The 16,839-nt window shown below is 67.4% G+C and carries 17 protein-coding genes and 1 tRNA gene; 4 read left to right on the top strand and 14 right to left on the bottom strand.

Features of this window, described 5'->3' with window-relative positions; genetic code table 11:
- Positions 1-25 precede the first annotated feature (25 nt).
- The 3 genes from RAH39_RS08045 to RAH39_RS08035 all read right to left on the bottom strand — a co-directional run bounded on the left by RAH39_RS08045 (position 26) and on the right by RAH39_RS08035 (position 1,931).
- Positions 26-712 (bottom strand): protein rep, encoded by a 687-nt coding sequence (locus RAH39_RS08045; protein ID WP_306592112.1) that lies wholly within the window; start codon positions 710-712, stop codon positions 26-28.
- A gap of 357 nt (positions 713-1,069) precedes the next feature.
- Positions 1,070-1,324 (bottom strand): helix-turn-helix transcriptional regulator, encoded by a 255-nt coding sequence (locus RAH39_RS08040; RefSeq protein ID WP_306589570.1) that lies wholly within the window; start codon positions 1,322-1,324, stop codon positions 1,070-1,072.
- A gap of 531 nt (positions 1,325-1,855) precedes the next feature.
- Positions 1,856-1,931, bottom strand: a tRNA-Thr gene (locus tag RAH39_RS08035).
- Positions 1,932-2,121: 190 nt separating this feature from the next.
- Between RAH39_RS08035 and tnpA the strand changes: the two genes are divergently transcribed.
- Positions 2,122-2,550 (top strand): IS200/IS605 family transposase, encoded by a 429-nt coding sequence (gene tnpA / locus RAH39_RS08030; RefSeq protein WP_306592105.1) that lies wholly within the window; start codon positions 2,122-2,124, stop codon positions 2,548-2,550.
- 115 nt (positions 2,551-2,665) lie between these two features.
- Here tnpA and RAH39_RS08025 read toward each other — a convergent pair whose 3' ends face one another.
- The 6 genes from RAH39_RS08025 to RAH39_RS08000 all read right to left on the bottom strand — a co-directional run bounded on the left by RAH39_RS08025 (position 2,666) and on the right by RAH39_RS08000 (position 8,102).
- Positions 2,666-3,091, bottom strand: a complete 426-nt coding sequence (locus RAH39_RS08025) for a DUF6526 family protein (RefSeq protein WP_306589569.1) — start codon at positions 3,089-3,091, stop codon at positions 2,666-2,668.
- Positions 3,092-3,116: 25 nt separating this feature from the next.
- The gene (arfB, locus tag RAH39_RS08020; protein WP_306589568.1) at positions 3,117-3,542 is read right to left on the bottom strand and encodes an alternative ribosome rescue aminoacyl-tRNA hydrolase ArfB; all 426 of its coding nucleotides are present in this window, start codon (positions 3,540-3,542) and stop codon (positions 3,117-3,119) included.
- A gap of 10 nt (positions 3,543-3,552) precedes the next feature.
- The gene (locus tag RAH39_RS08015) at positions 3,553-4,866 is read right to left on the bottom strand and encodes an ABC transporter permease (RefSeq protein WP_306589567.1); all 1,314 of its coding nucleotides are present in this window, start codon (positions 4,864-4,866) and stop codon (positions 3,553-3,555) included.
- Positions 4,859-6,109: an ABC transporter permease gene (locus RAH39_RS08010; protein WP_306589566.1), complete on the bottom strand. Its 1,251-nt coding sequence runs from the start codon at positions 6,107-6,109 to the stop codon at positions 4,859-4,861. Before RAH39_RS08010 ends, RAH39_RS08015 begins: the two co-directional genes overlap by 8 nt.
- Positions 6,110-6,796: an ABC transporter ATP-binding protein gene (locus RAH39_RS08005; protein ID WP_306589565.1), complete on the bottom strand. Its 687-nt coding sequence runs from the start codon at positions 6,794-6,796 to the stop codon at positions 6,110-6,112. It lies immediately after the preceding gene.
- Positions 6,797-6,884: 88 nt separating this feature from the next.
- A complete protein-coding gene (locus tag RAH39_RS08000; protein WP_373467321.1) occupies positions 6,885-8,102 on the bottom strand; it encodes an efflux RND transporter periplasmic adaptor subunit in 1,218 nt (405 codons plus the stop codon).
- A gap of 313 nt (positions 8,103-8,415) precedes the next feature.
- Here RAH39_RS08000 and RAH39_RS07995 point away from each other — a divergent pair, with 313 nt between their 5' ends.
- Positions 8,416-8,832, top strand: a complete 417-nt coding sequence (locus tag RAH39_RS07995) for a hypothetical protein (RefSeq protein WP_306589563.1) — start codon at positions 8,416-8,418, stop codon at positions 8,830-8,832.
- 63 nt (positions 8,833-8,895) lie between these two features.
- Here the strand turns inward: RAH39_RS07995 and RAH39_RS07990 are convergent, their stop codons facing one another.
- The 3 genes from RAH39_RS07990 to RAH39_RS07980 form a co-directional block, all read right to left on the bottom strand.
- Positions 8,896-10,065, bottom strand: coding sequence for an acetate/propionate family kinase (locus tag RAH39_RS07990; protein WP_306589562.1), 1,170 nt, complete (start codon positions 10,063-10,065; stop codon positions 8,896-8,898).
- Positions 10,066-10,138: 73 nt separating this feature from the next.
- Positions 10,139-11,737, bottom strand: coding sequence for a methyl-accepting chemotaxis protein (locus RAH39_RS07985; RefSeq protein ID WP_306589561.1), 1,599 nt, complete (start codon positions 11,735-11,737; stop codon positions 10,139-10,141).
- 72 nt (positions 11,738-11,809) lie between these two features.
- Positions 11,810-12,748 (bottom strand): thiamine pyrophosphate-dependent dehydrogenase E1 component subunit alpha, encoded by a 939-nt coding sequence (locus tag RAH39_RS07980; RefSeq protein ID WP_306589560.1) that lies wholly within the window; start codon positions 12,746-12,748, stop codon positions 11,810-11,812.
- 17 nt (positions 12,749-12,765) lie between these two features.
- On the opposite strand from RAH39_RS07980, the gene RAH39_RS07975 reads away from it, so the two are divergent.
- The gene (locus RAH39_RS07975; protein WP_306589559.1) at positions 12,766-13,248 is read left to right on the top strand and encodes a GNAT family N-acetyltransferase; all 483 of its coding nucleotides are present in this window, start codon (positions 12,766-12,768) and stop codon (positions 13,246-13,248) included.
- A complete protein-coding gene (locus tag RAH39_RS07970) occupies positions 13,248-14,603 on the top strand; it encodes a CCA tRNA nucleotidyltransferase (protein ID WP_306589558.1) in 1,356 nt (451 codons plus the stop codon). Before RAH39_RS07975 ends, RAH39_RS07970 begins: the two co-directional genes overlap by 1 nt.
- 161 nt (positions 14,604-14,764) lie before the next feature.
- Here the strand turns inward: RAH39_RS07970 and ispF are convergent, their stop codons facing one another.
- Together ispF and RAH39_RS07960 are read right to left on the bottom strand one after the other, a co-directional pair.
- The gene (gene ispF / locus RAH39_RS07965; protein WP_306589557.1) at positions 14,765-15,256 is read right to left on the bottom strand and encodes a 2-C-methyl-D-erythritol 2,4-cyclodiphosphate synthase; all 492 of its coding nucleotides are present in this window, start codon (positions 15,254-15,256) and stop codon (positions 14,765-14,767) included.
- Positions 15,253-16,770: a sensor histidine kinase gene (locus tag RAH39_RS07960; protein ID WP_306589556.1), complete on the bottom strand. Its 1,518-nt coding sequence runs from the start codon at positions 16,768-16,770 to the stop codon at positions 15,253-15,255. Before RAH39_RS07960 ends, ispF begins: the two co-directional genes overlap by 4 nt.
- Between the last annotated feature and the right edge of the window lie 69 nt (positions 16,771-16,839).

The following is a 16,839-nucleotide window of genomic DNA, read 5'->3' as shown; positions in this document are numbered from 1 at the left end:
TCTGTCTTCTCGGTTTCCTGGTCCTTCATGACGCCGCCAACTCCGACCATCGAAGGTTCTTGCTGTCGGCCCAAACTTCCGCGAAGGCTGCCGCTGGAAGACTCCACACCGGTTGATGTTTCGTCGTGGAGCCCATGACCTCATGGAGCGCGTCACCACCATTCGTTCCCATCTTCTCGGCCTCACCAAAGTAGCGCAGCATCTGAATCTCCTTGCCCTTCTCGACTTCATCCCACCATCCCTGCGGCCAATCGCAAGTCCGGCCTTCCTCTCTTATCAGACGCTCGAAGGTCTCCTGGACCCACTGGAAGAAGCCCTCCGCATCCCACCCCTCGGAAGCCTTCATCACGAGCAGGTAATGCTCGTGTGGGTGATGGCCAGCCCACCCGTAGGTGGTTTCCAGAACACGAACCCAGCCGACCACAGCATCCCTCCATGGTTTTCGCTGGATCACCTTTCGAGACACGGAGCGCATGACCTCTACCAGCGGACGCCACTTCGCGCCTTTGCGATGCCGAATGGTCGGCGTGAACAAGAACCAGCGCAGACCTTCCTTCTGCTTGAGCTGCGCCACTCGACGCTCTAGGACCTCCATCCGGCTCGCCATGAGATAGGGCGCGCAGATGGGACACACCATGCGTCCACAGTGTGCGAGGCCCCCAACATGGCGCTTTCCATCCGCCCGTTGGTGGATCGTCACCCAGGAATTCATTGGCCGAGGCATGGAGCAACAGCGGGCCACTTCACCAGCCACTTCGATGAACCCCTCCTCTACCAGATAGGTCACAAGTGCGGCCTGGGCTTGGGCGCCGTGGCCTGAAACCCGCGCAGAGCTTGAGGGGCAACTTTGTTCATGTGTTTTCAAGGCCGCCTCTCCGAGGCGGCTTTGGTTCGTGCTGTCCCCACGCCGATTCGGCGAAGGATTGGATTTCTCAGGGCGGGCCGAGGGCGTGCCGTCTTTGCAGACGGCGTCCCTGCGGCCCTCGGGGAGGGCTCTGAATGCGCTCATAGGTGATTACGTCCGGATCACCCCAGGGACAGGCCCTGCGGATCCTCGCGCCTCTCCCTGCTACCGACGCGCCCGCGCGACGGTATCGTCCGCCGTGCTCTTCCTGCGCCCTGCTTCGACCCAGGCTTCGAGGTCGCGCTGAAGATAAACCACGCGGCGCGGCCCGACCTTCATGAACTCTGGACCGCCACCCTTGATTCGGAGCACTTCAAGGGTGTGGCGGCTGCAACCGATGAAGGTCGCAGCCTGCTGGGTGGTGAGGTAAGGGCACTTCAGGGAAGCGCCCTCAATGGGGGTTGTGGTGATCTGGGCCATGTGTGGCCTCCGGATGTCTGCGGGGGCCGTTGGCGCCGTCCGCAAAATTGAACGCCCCTTCTTGCGGGGTCCGGGCTGAAGGCACACAATGGCCGAGCCCGTTGTCGCAAGGCAACGAGGGTGTGTGGGCCTTGGGGCTCGGTGCTGGGTTGGTTTGGCGACTTGACCAGCAGCGAAGACCTTGAGGCCTTTGTTTGGTGAAGCACTTCGAAAAGTGCTTCAGGTGATGTGTGAAGATTCGGAGCAGTCTAGAGGGCTGTCAATGCTTCTTATTGCAGCAAATACAAGGCGTATAGACCACTGGATCCGGGCTAATCCGAATACAGTATGTCCATTCTGATAGAGCAGGATGCGGCAAGATGCGCCCTGCGATTTGGAACTCGCACAGACCGCTCAAAGCCACGGCATGAAGCCTCTGTGGCAGACGGTGGGCCTTACAGAATCAGAGTGCTCAGCCAGAAAGAGGCCGTAGCTTTTCTGTAGCTAGAACGAAGAAGCCGCCCAGTGGGCGGCTTCAAGTCTTGCAATCGTTGGAGCCAACTACAGGATTCGAACCTGCGACCTGCTGATTACGAATCAGCTGCTCTACCAGCTGAGCTAAGTTGGCGCTCGCTTCCTAGTGTGCCGTGAGCGAGAGCGGGAATCAAGCCTGGAGGCGCTCTTGGAGGCTCGCGGCGCTTACCAACTCATAGGAAAGCCCCCGGCTGTGCCGGGGAGGCAGTAGATGTTTGACATATACAGGAGTCCACCGCAGAAATCTTCATGTGAGCCGCCAAGCACACATGAGGAGAACTGAGATGGACTCAGAAGAAAGTCTAAGCCACTCCAGATGGGAGTGTAAGTACCACGTGGTCTTTGTGCCGAAGTGTCGGAGGAAGACGATCTACGAGAAGTTGAGGCCGCACCTTGGAGAAGTCCTGAAGAAGCTGGCAGAGCAGAAGGAAAGCCGAATCATTGAGGGGCACCTGATGGGTGACCATGTCCATATGCTGATTTCAATTCCACCGAAGTATTCGGTATCGCAGGTGATCGGATTCATCAAGGGGAAGAGCGCCATTCACCTGGCTCGAGTCTACGGAGAGAGGAAGCGGAACTTTGTTGGGCAGCATTTCTGGGCCCGAGGATATTTCGTATCGACCGTGGGGCGCGACGAAGCAACAGTGCGGGAATACATCCGTCGACAAGAAAGGGAGGACCAGCGCTTGGAGCAGATGTTGCCTTGGTAGGGGTGGCCACCATGAGGTGGCACCGATGAAATGGGGCCGCGTTAGCGACCCCTCTTAGCCGCTTTGAGCGGCTCACTTGATAAAGCCCCCGGCTCTGCCGGGGGATATTTACTCTTCAGATCCTGAACTCATCCCCCCGCCAGCTCTGGATCCGCCGTTTGATGGCGGGGTTGTCCAGGTGCTGGTCGAGGGCTTCGCGGGTGCGGTCGGGGAGTTCGGTGTCGGAGGCGAAGCGGAGGGCGACGAGCTGCTTGACGGTGAGCTCGGGGATGCGGGCCTGGAGGTCGGCGGGGAGGAGGCGCTGGAGGCGGAGGATCTCCTCCAGGCGGATGAGGCGGTCCTGGACCTTGAGGGCGTAGAGGCGCACCTGGGCGGCGAGGCCTAGGAGGGCGAGGGCGGCGATGCCCATCCAGATGGAATGGAGGCTGGGGTAGCGGACGGCGTGCCAGGCGGCGGCGATGAAGGTGATCAGGAACACCGGCACCAGGAAGAAGTGGTGGAAGGGGTCGAGGCGCTTGTGGGTGGCGTAGGTCTGGGCCATGGAATCTCCGGGGGATGGATTCACGTTACTCGAAGGGGCCGCTGCGGCGGCGCTTGACGTCGGAGGCGCGCTTCTTGGAATCCAGCCGCCGCTCCTTGGACGCCTTGGTGGGGCGGGTGGCGCGCCGGGCGATGGGGCGCACCAAGGCGGCGCGCACGGCGTCGGCGGCCTTCTCGCGGGCGTCCTCCAGGTTCTTGAGCTGGTCGCGGGTGCGGTCGCTGACGACGATCCACAGGCCGTCGGCGTCCAGCCGGTTGCGCTGGGCCGTCCGCAGGCGGAACAGGGCATCCTCGGGCAGGCCCTCGATGGCGGCGAGGTCGATCCGCAGCTCGACCTTGGAGGACACCTTGTTGACGTTCTGGCCGCCGGCGCCGCCCGCGCGCACCGCCTTGAAGCGGATGGCGTCGCCGGGGATGCGGACGGTGGCGGTGACGGAAATGGGATCGGCCATGGGCCGAATCCTACCGCATCGCCTCCATGGGGCTGAGGCGCATGGCGCGGAAGGCGGGGTAGAGGCCGAACGCGACGGCCAGGGCCAGGGCCACGATCCAGGCGGTGACCAGGCCCACGGGGTTCACCACCAGCCCATAGGGGAAGTTGGCGGACAGCGCTTGGCACAGGATCCCCCCGGAGACGGTGCCCAGCAGGGCGCCGATGGCCGCGAGGACCACGGCTTCCAGCAGGAACTGGATGAAGATCTCCTGGTCCGAGGCGCCCAGGGCCTTGCGGAGGCCGATCTCGAAGCGGCGGTCGCTGAAGCTGATGAGCATCACGGACAGGACGCCCACCCCGCCCACCAGCAGCACCGTGCCCGCGAGGCTGAGGAGCACCACCTGCCAGCCGTGGATCTGCTCCAGGAAGTTCTGGTAGGCGCGGGCGGCCTCGGCATCCAGGTCCACGATCTCCGCGTCCTCGATGCCGTGGTGGGCCTGGCGCACGCGGCTGAGGAGCATGGCGGAGACTTCGCCCATGTCCTCGGCGCTGCGGAGCTTCACCGTCACCTGGGCCAGCTTGTGGGCCGGGTCCATGCGGTTCATGTAGGTCTCCAGCGGGATCAGGATCCCGTTGGCGTCGGTGTAGTTCTCCTCGTTGAAGATCTGGCCCGGCGCCTGGACGCCCACGATGCGGAAGGGCACGCCCTCCACCACCAGGTCGCGGCCCACGGGATCGGAGCCGCCGAACAGCTTGGCCGCGAGGGTGGCGCCGACCACGGCCACGGTGGAGCGGCGCCGCTGGTCGTCCTCCGTGAGGCCGCGGCCCAGGCCGATGGGGCGGTTCATCCACGTGGCGTAGTCGGGGAGGACCCCCGTGACGAAGATCCGCTCGGTGTCGCCCGCGACGCGCACGGTGGACGTGCGCTGGGCGCGCGGGAGGAAGGCCAGCACCTTGGGGTGGGGCGCGGTGAGGCGGGGCACGTCCTCCTGACGCAGTCCGGGGCTCATGGCGAAGCGGTTGCGCTCCTCGCCGGTCTCGGGGCTCTTGGGGGCGACGCGGACGGTGCCGTCCCAGCTCATTCCCGCGAAACCGGTGCTGACCTTGTCCATGATCCCGTCCAGGACGGAGGTCATCACCACCAGGGCGAACACGCCGAGCATCAGCAGCGTCAGGGTGAGGATGCTGCGGACCTTGTGGGCCCACAGTTCCACCACCCCCGTGCGGACCACTTCCCACAGCATGCCCAGGCCGAAGCCGCGGGCTTTGGGGCGGGGCGCGGGCGCCTCGCCGGAAAGCAGGGAAGGGCCGGGGGCGCGGAGGGGGAGGGTCTCGTCACTCATAGCGGAGGGCCTCCATCGGAGACAGCCGTGAGGCCTTCCACGCGGGATACAACGCGAACAGGAACCCGAACACTCCTGCAAGGCCGTAGGCCCACAGGAAGCTGGCGGGGGTCATGTGCAGGGGGATGCCGATGCTCTTGGTGATGATCCAGGAGAAGCCCACGCCGAGGACGAGGCCGGCCACGCCGCCCAGGGCGGTGAGCAGCAGGGCCTCGGTCATGAATCCCTTGAAGATCTCGCGGCCCGGCGCGCCGATCGCCATCTTCACGCCCACCTCGCGGACGCGCTCCTTGAGGCCCGCCATCTGGATGTTCACGTTGACGATTCCGCCGCCGACGAGGGCGAGCACCCCGGACAGCATGAAGATGATGTCGTACACGTTGTCCTGGCTGTCGCGGCGGCGGACGCGGGCGGCCACGTCGTCCAGGCGGAAGTCCTCCTGCAGGCGGTGGTTCGCCTTGACCAGGTTCGACAGCTCCTTGGCGAAGGCGCCCATCACGTGGAGATCGGGGATGCGGAAGGTGACGCGGTCCACGCGGCGGTAGGCGTCGCCGTTCATGCGCCGCTGCACGAGATTGGCGGGGACGACGACGATCCGGTTGCGCCAGCGGAACTGGTTGCGCTGGTTCTCGCGGAAGCGGAACACGCGCTCCCGGAAGGTGCCGATCACCGTGACGGGAATGTCGCCGATGCGGATGACGGAGCCCACGGCGTCGCCCTTGGGGAAGAACACGCCCGCGGCCTCCGTGCCCAGGATGACCACCGACGCGCCGGTCTCCATCTCGGCGTTGGAGAAGCCGCGGCCGCGGGCCACCTCATAGCCGTTGGCGGGGATGAAATCGCCGCCGATCCCCGTGATCTGCCGATCCTGGTCCGCGTAGGGGGAGACGACCCGCGCCCGGGCATTCCGCTGGCGGCTGACGCCCTGGATGGCGTCGGCCTTCAGGGCCTCGCCGCCGTGGGCGTCCTCGTCGCGCAGGCCGAGGTTCGCCTGCTGGAGGGCCGTGGGCTGGCCGTCGCGGACGGCGGCCTTGGGCTGGACGTTCAGCTTGTCGAGGCCGCCCATCTTCACGTACATCTCGTCCGCCCGCTTCCGCTGGCTGTCGGAGATGGCGAATCCGCCCAGGACCGAGGCCACGCCCAGAAGGACGCCCAGGGCCTGGAGCACGGACCGGCCGAGGTTCTCGCGGATCTCGACCCAGGCCCCGAACAGCCGCTCGCGGAACGCGCCGGAAGTGGTCATCTAGGCCGCTCCCTCGGCGGCGGCGATCAGGCCGTCCCGGATCTCCACGCGCCGCTCCGCCTGGGCGGCGATGGAGGGATCGTGCGTGACCAGCAGCAGCGTATTCCCCTGCCGGTGTAGCTCTCGGAAGAGATCGAGGACCTCCGCGCCCGTCCGCGAATCAAGGGCGCCGGTGGGCTCGTCCGCCAGCAACAGGGCGGGGCCGTTGGCCAGGGCCCGGGCCACGGCGACCCGCTGCTTCTGGCCGCCGGAGAGCGTTCCCGGCAGCTTGTCGGCTTTGTCGGCGATGCCCACCTTGTCGAGCAGCGCCAGGGCCCGCTCGCGGCGCTCCTTGCGGCCCACGCCGGCGTAGAGCATGGGCAGCTCGACATTGCGGGCGATGCTGGCCTTGGGGAGCAGGTTGTAGCTCTGGAAGACGAAGCCCACCTTTTCGTTGCGGATCCGCGCCAGCTCGCCGCCGGACAGGTCCTGCACCTGGCGGCCGTCCAGGGTGTAGGTTCCCGTCGTGGGCAGGTCGAGGCAGCCGAGGATGGCCATGAGGGTGGACTTGCCCGAGCCCGAGGGGCCGATCAGGGCCACGAACTCGCCCTTCTCCACCGTGAAGTCGATCCCGCGCAGGGCGTGGACCGCCGTCCCGTTGGCGCCGTAGGTCTTGGTGAGATCCTGGGTCTGGATGATGCTAGACATGGTGCACCTGGGGTCGCTGGGTCCTGAAGAGGCGGACGCCGATCGAAGGGCGGGGGACATCCCGAGCAGGCGGTCCCCCCGCGGAGCGCTAGTTGTCGTCGTCCTTCTCGACCTTCTTCTTGCTGGGGTCCTCCAGGCTGACCTGGTCGCCCGCCTTGAGGCCGGACAGGACCTCGACGCGCTCCAACGTAGCGATTCCCGCCTTCACCGGCACCACCTCGAAGAACTCCTTCCAGTGGTCGGACAGCCAAATGAACTTCCCGCGGCCGGCGAGCCCTTCTTTCGCGCGGGCCAGGTCCTGGGGCGGGAGCCCTTCCTTCAGGCGGTAGACCACGGCCTGGCCCTCCCGGCGCTGGAGAGCCTCCAGGGGGATGCTCACGGCCTTCTCGCGCTTCTCGCCGAGGATCTCCACGTTGGCGCTCATGCCCGTGCGGAAGGAATCGGTGAGCTCGTCCAGGGCCACTTCCACTTTGAAGACCTTGATCTTCTCGACGAGATCCGCGGCGGGCGCCACGAACCGCACCTTGCCGGTGAAGGCCCGCTGGGGATAGGCGTCGAGGGTGATCCGCACCGGCTGGCCCACCTTCACCTTGGCGATGTCCACCTCGTTGAGATTGACCTTCACGATGAGGGAGGCGAGGTCGGCGACGGTGAACACCACGGTGCCGGCATTGAAGGAGCTGACGCCCGAGGTGATGGTGTCGCCCAGCTCCACGCCCTTCTTGATGATCACGCCGTCCATGGGCGACGTGATGCGGGCCTTCTGGGTGGAGGCGTTGCCGCTGATGGGAATCCCGCGGTCCTCGACGATCTGGTAGCGGGTCTGGGCGCTCTTGTAGGCCTCTTCCGCCAGATCGCGCAGGGTCTTGGCGCTGCGGTAGGCCTGGTCGGAGATGAGGCCCGCGCGGAACAGCTCCGCCTGCTGGTTGAAGTCCCGCTCGGCGTTCTTGAAGCTGACCCGCGCCTGCGAGACGCTGCCCTGCACGTCGGACAGGGTCTGGGCCTGATTCACGTCAGGCTCGACCTCGGCGAGCATCTCGCCGGACCGCACGGTGGCGCCTTCGCGGACCTTGAGGCCCACGATCCGGCCCGACACGGTGGACTTCACGTCCACCTTGGTGAGGGGATCCACCACGCCGACTTCCCGGACGCTCACCTGGAGGTCTTCGGCCTGCACCTTGCCCACGCGGAAGGGGCTGCTGGCTTCGGCCTTCTTGCCCTTGCCGTCGCCGCCCCGCAAGGTGAAGAACATCCCCGCCGCCAGGGCCACGCCGGCCACGGACAGGATGACCCATCGCTTCTGCATGGAAATCCCCCTTGATGGGAAAGACGCCGGACTCGCCGGGATGATGAAAGGCCTACGGAGCAGAGTTTGCGGGCGTTTAGGTTGACCTTTGCCAGGATTCGGCCACGGGGCGGCGGGCGCCGGCAGGTGCCCGCCCTGCGCCGGGGAACGGTTGGGGCATCCCGCCGCGCCGCTGTGGCAAGAATCCTCATTTGCGCGCTTCAACCTTTTCTTAACCTTGCAGGTCGAATGGGTTGCCAGTTGGCACGGCGGGCGCATGACGTTCGCCGGGACGATTCCCCCATTTCGCGGCGCCGCCGCCTTAGGAGCAACCATGTTCAATAGCCAGAAGCGCGCAGCCCTTTTCGTGGCGGCCGGTCTGATCGGCGCCTCCCTCATGGCCCAGGCCCCCGTTCCCCAGCCCGCGCCCACCGGCGCTCAGGTGGAGCGGAAGGGCGAGCAGATCGAGCGCAAGGGCGACCGCCAGGAGCGGCGCGGCGAGCGCAACCAGCGCCGGGGCGACCGGAAGGAGCGGCAGGGCGACCGCATGCAGAAGCGCGGCGAGAAGCTGGAGGCTCAGGGAAAGGTGAAGGAGGGCCAGGCTCTGGAGCGGGCCGGGGAGCGGCGCGAGAAGGTGGGCGAGGCCCAGGAGCGCAAGGGGGAGCGGCAGGAGCGGCGCGGCGAGCGCAACCAGCGCCAGGGGCAGCGCATCGAACGCAAGGGCGAGCGCCTGGAGCGCCAGGGACAGTAGTCCTTCCTTCGCAAAAAAGAACGGCCCCCGCGATGGGGGCCGTTTCTTTTGGAAGGCGGAAATCTAGCGGATGGTCTCGCGGGCGATCATCAGTTCCTCGTTGGTGGGAACGACGGTGACCACGACGCGGGAATCGGGGGTGCTGATGATCCGCTCGCCGGTGCCGTGCTCGTTGGCTTCGGCGTCGAGCTTCACGCCCAGGAAGCCCAGCTTGCTGCAGACCTTGGCCCGGACGTAGGTGCTGTGGGTGCCGATCCCGGCGGTGAAGGTGATGGCGTCCACGCCGTCCAGGACCGTCGCGTAGGAGCCGATGAACTGGCGCACGTTGTAGGTCAGGAGGTCGCGGGCCAGCTTGGCGCGGGCGTTGCCCTTGTCCGCGGCGGTCTCGATCTCGCGGAAGTCGGAGGACACGCCGGAGATCCCGAGCAGGCCGGACTTCTTGTTCAGCAGGTCGGTGATGGCGCCGTAGTCGAGGTGCTCATATTCCATCAGCATTTCCACCACGCTGGGATCGATGGTCCCGCAGCGGGTGCCCATGATGACGCCCTGGAGGGGCGTCATGCCCATGCTGGTGTCCACGCTGCGGCCGCCGTTGACGGCGCAGATGCTGGTGCCGTTGCCGATGTGGCAGGTGATCACCTTGAGGGAGCGGAGGGGCCGGCAGAGCAGGATGGCCGTGCGGGCCGCCACGAAGGCGTGGCTGGTGCCGTGGAACCCGTAGCGCCGGATGCCGTACTTCTGGCTCAGCTCGTAGGGGATGCCGTAGGTGCGGGCGTGATCGGGGATGTTGTGGTGGAAGGCCGTGTCGAAGACCGCGACGTGGGGCACCTCGGCGAAGGTCTCCATGGCCACCCGGATGCCCAGGGCGTTGGCGGGATTGTGGAGCGGGGCGTACATCGCGAAGGACTCGATGTCGCGCAGCACTTCCTCGGTCACCAGGACCGAATCCCCGTACTTGGGGCCCCCGTGGACGACGCGGTGACCCACGGCGTGGATCGGCGTGTCGTGCAGGATGGCGGCGTGGAGCCGCTCGAGGATGGCTTCCAGCGCTTCGCGGTGGGTGGGGAGGGCCAGGACTTCCTTCTTCTTCTGGCCGTCGATGACGCAGGCCAGATTGGCTTCCGCCAGTCCGATCCGTTCCGCCATGCCCTCGGCGATGGAGGTTTCCTTCGTCATATCGAAGAGATTGAACTTCAGGCTCGACGAGCCGGCATTCAGTACCAGAACGAACACGTTGTCCCCCATCACAGAGCTAGTCTAGCGGTCTGACCACGTGACCAATGCCGCTTTGTCGATGGTCCGGTCGTCAAGACAGCCGAAATCGGCGGGTGAGCGTCTGGAGCTGCTGGGCGAGGTTCGCCAGCTCTTCGGTGGTGCGGGCGGTCTCGTGGACCGTGGCCGACAGCTGGGTGGCGGCGGAGGCGTTCCGTTCCACCATCTGGGTGGCGGATCCCATGGCCTGGACCACCTCTTCGCTGGCGCGGCCCTGCTGCTCCATGGCCGCGGCGATCTCCTTGAGCTGCTCCGCGTTGTCCCGGACGTGGCCCTCGATCCGCTCCAGGCTGCGGGTGGCCTCCTTCACGGCATCGGTCCCGTGGGTGACGCGCTCGCCGCTCTCCTGGATGAGGGCGGTGATCTCCTTGGCCGCGGCGCCGCTGCGTTCGGCCAGCTTTCGGACTTCCTCGGCCACCACCGCGAAGCCCTTCCCCATGCTCCCGGCCTTGGCGGCCTCGATGGCGGCGTTGAGCGACAGAAGGTTGGTCTGGCGGGCGATGTCGGTGATGACGGTGGTGATGCGGCTGACCTTGGAGGAACTCTCCTCGATGGCCTCCATGGCGCGTCCCGTCTCCTGGACGGCGGCGAGCCCGTCGCGGCCGGCGCCCTGGGAGCGGGCCGCCAGTTCCTCGGCCCGGTGGGCGCTCTGCTTGACCTGATGGATGTTGGCGTTCATCTGCTCCAGCGCCGCGGAGGACCGCTCCATGGCCAGCCGCTCCTGCTCCGCGCTGCGGCGCAGTTCTTCCGTGGTGCGGTTGACCTCCTCGGTGGTGGCCGCCAACTGGGTGGCGCTGGAGGCGGTGCCTTCGGCGGATTGGGAAATGGCCTGGATGTCGCTGCGGAGGCCCCGGATCACCTGCCCCAGTTCCTCGGCGACTTTCCCCAGCTCGTCCTTGCCACCCACCTGGGGGAGGTGGGTCAGGTCCCCCTGAGCCACGGCGTCCATCACCTTTTCGATGGACTGGGCCTTGTGGCCCACTTCCCGTCCGATGGTGCGGCTCATGAACGCCCCGAACAGGATGGTTCCTCCGCTGACGGCCAGGATCCACATCTTGCCCTGCGCGGCGTGGAGCAGGTCCTCCTGGATGGCGCCTTCCGCGGCGGTCTCCGCGGATTTCTGGAGTTTCAGGATCCGGTCGCGCGCCGTGCGCATCACATCGATATTGCCTTCCATCAGGCGGCCGATGGCCTTGGGGGAGCGGTCCGTCCGGGCCTGGGCGAGGAGGGCGGGGAAGCCTTCGTCGTAGCGGTGGAAGGCCTGGACGGCCTCCTCGAGCAGGGGCTTTTCCGAGGGCGACCAGGGCAGGGCCTGGAGGGCGGCCAGATCCTTGGTGAGGGTGTCCGAATACTCCTTCATCCTGCCTTCCCGCTGGGCCAGATACTCGGGATCGGCGGCGCCCCCGATCATGCTGGTGTGGAGCGTCCGGAAGATGTTCATCCCGTTGAGGACCCGGGAAAGGGTGGAGGACTTCGCGAGCTGGGTGGTCACATGGCGCTGGCCCTGCTGGAGCCGGGCCACCGTGAACCAGCCGAGGCCTCCCACTGCGCTCAGGGCAAGGATCTGGATGGCGAGCAGCAAATTGAACTTCTCGCGCATCTTCCAGTTGCCAGTGATCGTGCCCAGACCCATTCCCCACCTCTTGGGCCTTCATCGGCCTACCCGCGGTCAGGTTGAATCGGGGAAAGGTGCCACGCAGGTGGTTTAACTTGAGAAAACGCCGCTTAGCAGAGAATCCGGATTCGGCCACGGCGCCTCCAGGGCCGCCTCCGCATCGGCGAGCAACTCCGCCTCCAGCCGCGCGGCGAGGCCGGGTTCCGGCGTCCAACCCCGCTGGGCCAGCCACGCCTCGAAGCGGGGCAGGGGGTCCTTGGCGGCCCATTCCCGGAGGAGCGCCGGATCCACGTAGCGCTGGTCGTCGTGCTCGGCATGGCCCTTCATGCGGAAGGTCTCGCACACGAGGAACACGGGGCCTTTTCCCGCGAGGCAGTGCTGGCGGGCCTGGGCCGCGGCGGCATGGACGGCCGCGGCGTCGTTCCCGTCCACGGTGAGGGTGAATGCGCCCTGGGACCGGCGCGCGAGGGAGCCGGCCATCTGGCGGTCGGGCGGGGTGGAGAAGGCGTATCCGTTGGCCTCGCCCACCACGATGAGGGGCAGCCGCTGGACCACGGCGAAATTGAGGCCTTCGTAGAACGCGCCGGTGGAACTGCCGCCGTCCCCGATCCAGGTCATGGCCACCCGGCGTTCCCCTTTCTGCCGGAAGCTGAGGGCGACGCCCGCCATCACCGGAATCAGGGCGCCCAGCATCGAAGTGGGCGCGATGATCCCGCGGTCCACGGCCCCGAAGTGGTTGTTGTGCTCCCGCCCCCCGGTGGGGCTGGTGGCGCGGCCCAGGTACTGGAGGAAGATCTCCCGCGGCGCGACGCCCCGCACCAGCATGGAACCCAGGTTGCGGATCAGCGGCGCGATCACGTCGTCCGGTCCGAGGGCCAGAGCGGTGGCGCAGGCGGTGGCCTCCTGCCCCAGGCTGCGGTACACGCTGCCCAGGGTCTTCCCCTGGCGGAAGAGCTTCACCAGCCGCTCCTCGGCGAGGCGGGTGAGCAGCATGGCCTCATGCAGGCGCAGGGCGGTCTCGCGGTCCATGGGGTTAGCATAGACGCATGCTGAACCTGCGTCCCGCCGCCCCCGCCGATGCCCCGCTCATCGTGCATTACATCCGCGAACTGGCGGAGTACGAGCGGGAGCCGGAAGCCGCGGTGGCCACGGAAGCGGACATCCTCCGCCACGCTTTTTCCGACCATCCGCTGGTGAAGGTGACGATGGCGGAGTGGGACGGGCAGCCCGCCGGTTTCGCGCTGTGGTTCCTGAATTTCAGCACCTGGGAGGGCAAACCCGGGATCTACCTGGAGGATCTCTTCGTCCGCCCCGCGTTCCGGGGCAAGGGCATCGGGAAGGCGCTGCTCCAACACCTGGCGGCCCTGGCCGTGCAGGAGGGCTGGACCCGCTTCGTGTGGCAGGTGCTGGACTGGAACACGCCCGCCATCGAGTTCTACGAGGCCCACGGCGCGAGGATCATGCGCTCCTGGCTCACCTGCCGCGTGGAAGGCGAAGCCCTGGATCGCCTGGCCCGGACCACCGTCTGATGTGGGCGCCCCTCCTCCGCCTGGCGGACGCTCTGGGCGAGGAGGCGGAGCTGGCGGTGGTGGGCGGGGCCGTGCGGGACGAACTGCTGGGCCGCCCCCACGCGGACTGGGACCTGGCGACGAAGCTGCTCCCGCAGACGGTGATGGCCCGCGCGAAAGCGGCGGGTCTCCGCGTCATTCCCACGGGCCTGCAGCACGGCACGGTCACCATCCTGCTGGAGGACCGGCCGGTGGAAGTCACCACCTTCCGGAGCGACGGGGACTACCTGGATGGCCGGCGCCCCGAGTCGGTGCGGCTGGGCGTTTCTCTGGAGGAGGACCTGTCCCGCCGGGACTTCACCATCAACGCCATGGCACTGCCCGTGAAAGGCGGACCGCTGGTGGACCCCTTCAGAGGCCGTGCCGATCTGGAAAAGCGCCTGCTCCGTGCCGTGGGCGATCCCCTCCAGCGCTTCGCGGAGGACGGCCTACGCACCCTCCGGGCCTGCCGTTTCGCGGCCCAGCTGGGCTTCCAGGTGGAACCGGCCACGCTGGCGGCCATCCCCCAGCGCCTGGAGGTGGCGCGGAAGGTGGCGGTGGAGCGGGTCTTCACGGAATTGACGAAGCTCCTCTGCGGCGCCGCGCCCCAGGCGGGGCTCGATCTGCTGGCCCGCACGGGGCTGCTGGACCTGTGGATGCCCGAGTTGCGGCCGATGCTGGGCTGCGGCCAGAACCGGCACCATCGCTTCGACGTGTGGACTCATACGCTGGAGACGGTTCGGGAGGTTCCCGCCGATCCCGGCCTGCGCTGGGCGGCGCTCCTCCACGACGCGGGGAAGCCTGGCGCCCGCACCGCCGCGCCGGAGGGCGAGGTGCATTTCTACGGGCACGAGGCGGGTTCGCTCGACGCGGCCGCCGCCGTCCTCGCCCGCCTGAAGGCGAGCCAGGCCCTCCAGCAGGACGTCCTCGCCCTGATCCGCCATCACGGCACCCATCCCACGGAAGCCTGGAGCGACGCGGCCTGCCGGCGGTTTCTCCGGAAGCTGGCGGACGACGGGCTGGAATTGGCCCGGTGGGCGGCGTTCCGCCTGGCGGATCAACGGGCCAAGGGCATCGAGATGGACGCCCGGGAGCGGGAGCACGACGGCCTCTTGGCACGGCTGGAAGCCCTCGCAGCGGCGGCTCCCCCGCTGTCCGTCCGCGCGCTGGCCCTGGATGGCGCCGCCCTCATGAAACTGGCGGACCGGAAGGGCGGCCCCTGGCTGGGCGACCTCCAGCGGCAGCTGCTGGAAGCGGTGATCGAGGATCCAGCCCTCAACACCCCCGAGGCCCTGGCCGATTTGGCGCGGCAGCGGCTGGAGATGGCCGGCCGCTGAAAAATCCTGCTCACCACTCAAGACACCAAGAAACGAAGGTGCTTCGTCCGTTGTGCCGCGAAGGCTTCCAGCGTCCGGGACGATACAGAGACAGGCTCTTCTTGGTGTCTTCGAGCCTTGGTGGTGTTCTTTTTCTTGAGACGGCGTGGTGTGGCTCCGCCTCAGGCCCGCTCGATGAGAACCACCGCCTGCGCGGCGAGGCCCTCCCCCCGGCCGGTGAAGCCCAGCTTCTCCGTGGTGGTGGCCTTCACGTTGAGCGCCTCGGCGTCGATTCCCAGCAGGGGCGCTACGCGCTCCCGCATCCGCTGGCGGTGGGGCCCCACCTTGGGGCGCTCGCCGATGAGGCACACGTCGGCGTTCACCACCCGCCAGCCGCGGCCGGAGAGGTCGGCCATGACCCGTTCCAGCAGCCGGGCCGAATCCGCGCCGCGGTAGGCGGGATCGGTGTCGGGGAAGTGCTGGCCGATGTCGCCCAGGCCCGCCGCGCCCAGAAGGGCGTCCATCAGGGCGTGGAGCATCACGTCGGCGTCGCTGTGCCCGACGAGCCCGCGGTCGTGGGGGACCTCGCAGCCCATCAGGATCAGGGCGCGGCCCTCTTCGGGCGAGGCGAAGCGGTGGACGTCGAAGCCCTGGCCGATCCGGAAGCCGCTCATGCCTGCTTCTCCTCGGAGACCCGCCGCCCGCCCGTGGTTTCCGGGCCCCGCCCGCCGCGGGGCGACTCGGGGAGGACGATGATGACCTCCGTCCCCTCACCCTCTTCGCTGAGGAACTCCAAGGTGCCGCCGTGCTCTTCGACGATCTTCTTGACGGTGGCCATCCCCAGCCCCGTTCCCTTCTTCTTCCCGTAGCTGAAGAAGGGCTCGAAGATCCGCTTGATCATCCGGCGGGGAATGCCGCGCCCCAGATCCTTCACCCGGATCTGGACGCCGCCGTTCACGGTGCCCCAGGCCACCAGGATCTCGCCCTTCATGTCGCGGGTCGCGTCCAGGGCGTTGGCGAGCAGGTTTTCCATCACCCGCGTGAACCGGGCGGGATCCAGCTTGACGGAGCAGGGGGAGCCCTCGGCCTTGAGGGTGACCCCCAGTTCCCGGGCCCGGGAGACGAGCGGTTCCACGATTCCTTCCAGGAAGGCCCGCAGGTCCACGGTCTCGCGCTTGGGCTCGCGGATCTTGGCGAAGTCGAGGACGTCCTGGGTGAGGAGGGTCAGCCGCTCCACGCAGTCCAGGATCTTGCGGCTGTGGTGACGGATCTTGGGGTCCTCGGTAGAGAGTTCCAGCAGATCCGCGTGGCCCCGCAGGACGAACAGCCCGTTCTTGAAGTCGTGGACGATGGAGCTGGCCACCTGGCCCACGGTGGCGAGAACGTGGCTGCGCAGGTTCTCTTCCGACAGCCGGGTGCGCTCCAGGGCGATGGCGCAGATGGAGACGATGGCTTCGAAAGCCTCGCGGTCCGGCGGCTCGGTGACCGGCCGGCGGCTGTCCAGGTAGACCACGCCGATCCGCTTGCCCTGGAGCTTCAGGGGCAGGCAGAGGATGGTCTTCAGCTCGAGCTTCTGGATGGACTGGTGGCTGGACAGCTCGTGATCGTCGGCCACGTTCAGGATCCAGATCGGGTCGCCGGTTTCAAACACCTTGTGGACGCTGGACATCGACAACTGGATGTGGCCTTCCAGCTCGGGCCCGAGGTTGCGCTGGACCCGCTGGGCCAGTTCGCCGTTTTCCAGCAGCATGATGAACCCGCGGTCCGTCCCGGAGATGGCGAGCAGCCAGTCCAGGGACTTCTCCAGAAGGTCCTCCAGATCCACCTCGTGGCCCAGGAGCTGGGCGGTCTCAAGGATGGCCTGGTGGTGGAGTTCGGAGATGGTGCGGTCCCGCCGCGTCAGGGTCAGCGTGTAGGCGCCGTCCGCCAGGGACAGGGGGACGCCCGGCTCCCAGGCGACACGGCCCAGGCGCTGGTCCTTGTAGAGGGTGCCGTGGGTGCTCTGCAGGTCCTCCGCCCACCAGACCTCGCCCTGGAGCTCCAGCCGGAGGTGGTGGCGGCTGATCATCCCGTCCGGGAGGACCACGTCGCAGAGGCTCTGGCGGCCCAGGGTCAAGGACCGGCTGAGGGGAACGGCGCGCTCGAATCCATGGCGGTCTCGGATCAGGAGCTGGTAGCGCTGGGCCACGGCATCTCCCGGGCGGGCGTCAGGGGGAAGGAGGGCTGGAGGAATCCGACTGCGAATTCAAGATGATCC

Origin of the sequence: Geothrix sp. 21YS21S-4 (assembly GCF_030845995.1) — a bacterium.
Taxonomy (GTDB): Bacteria; Acidobacteriota; Holophagae; order Holophagales; family Holophagaceae; genus Geothrix.
This window is presented reverse-complemented; position numbering and strand designations above follow the sequence as displayed.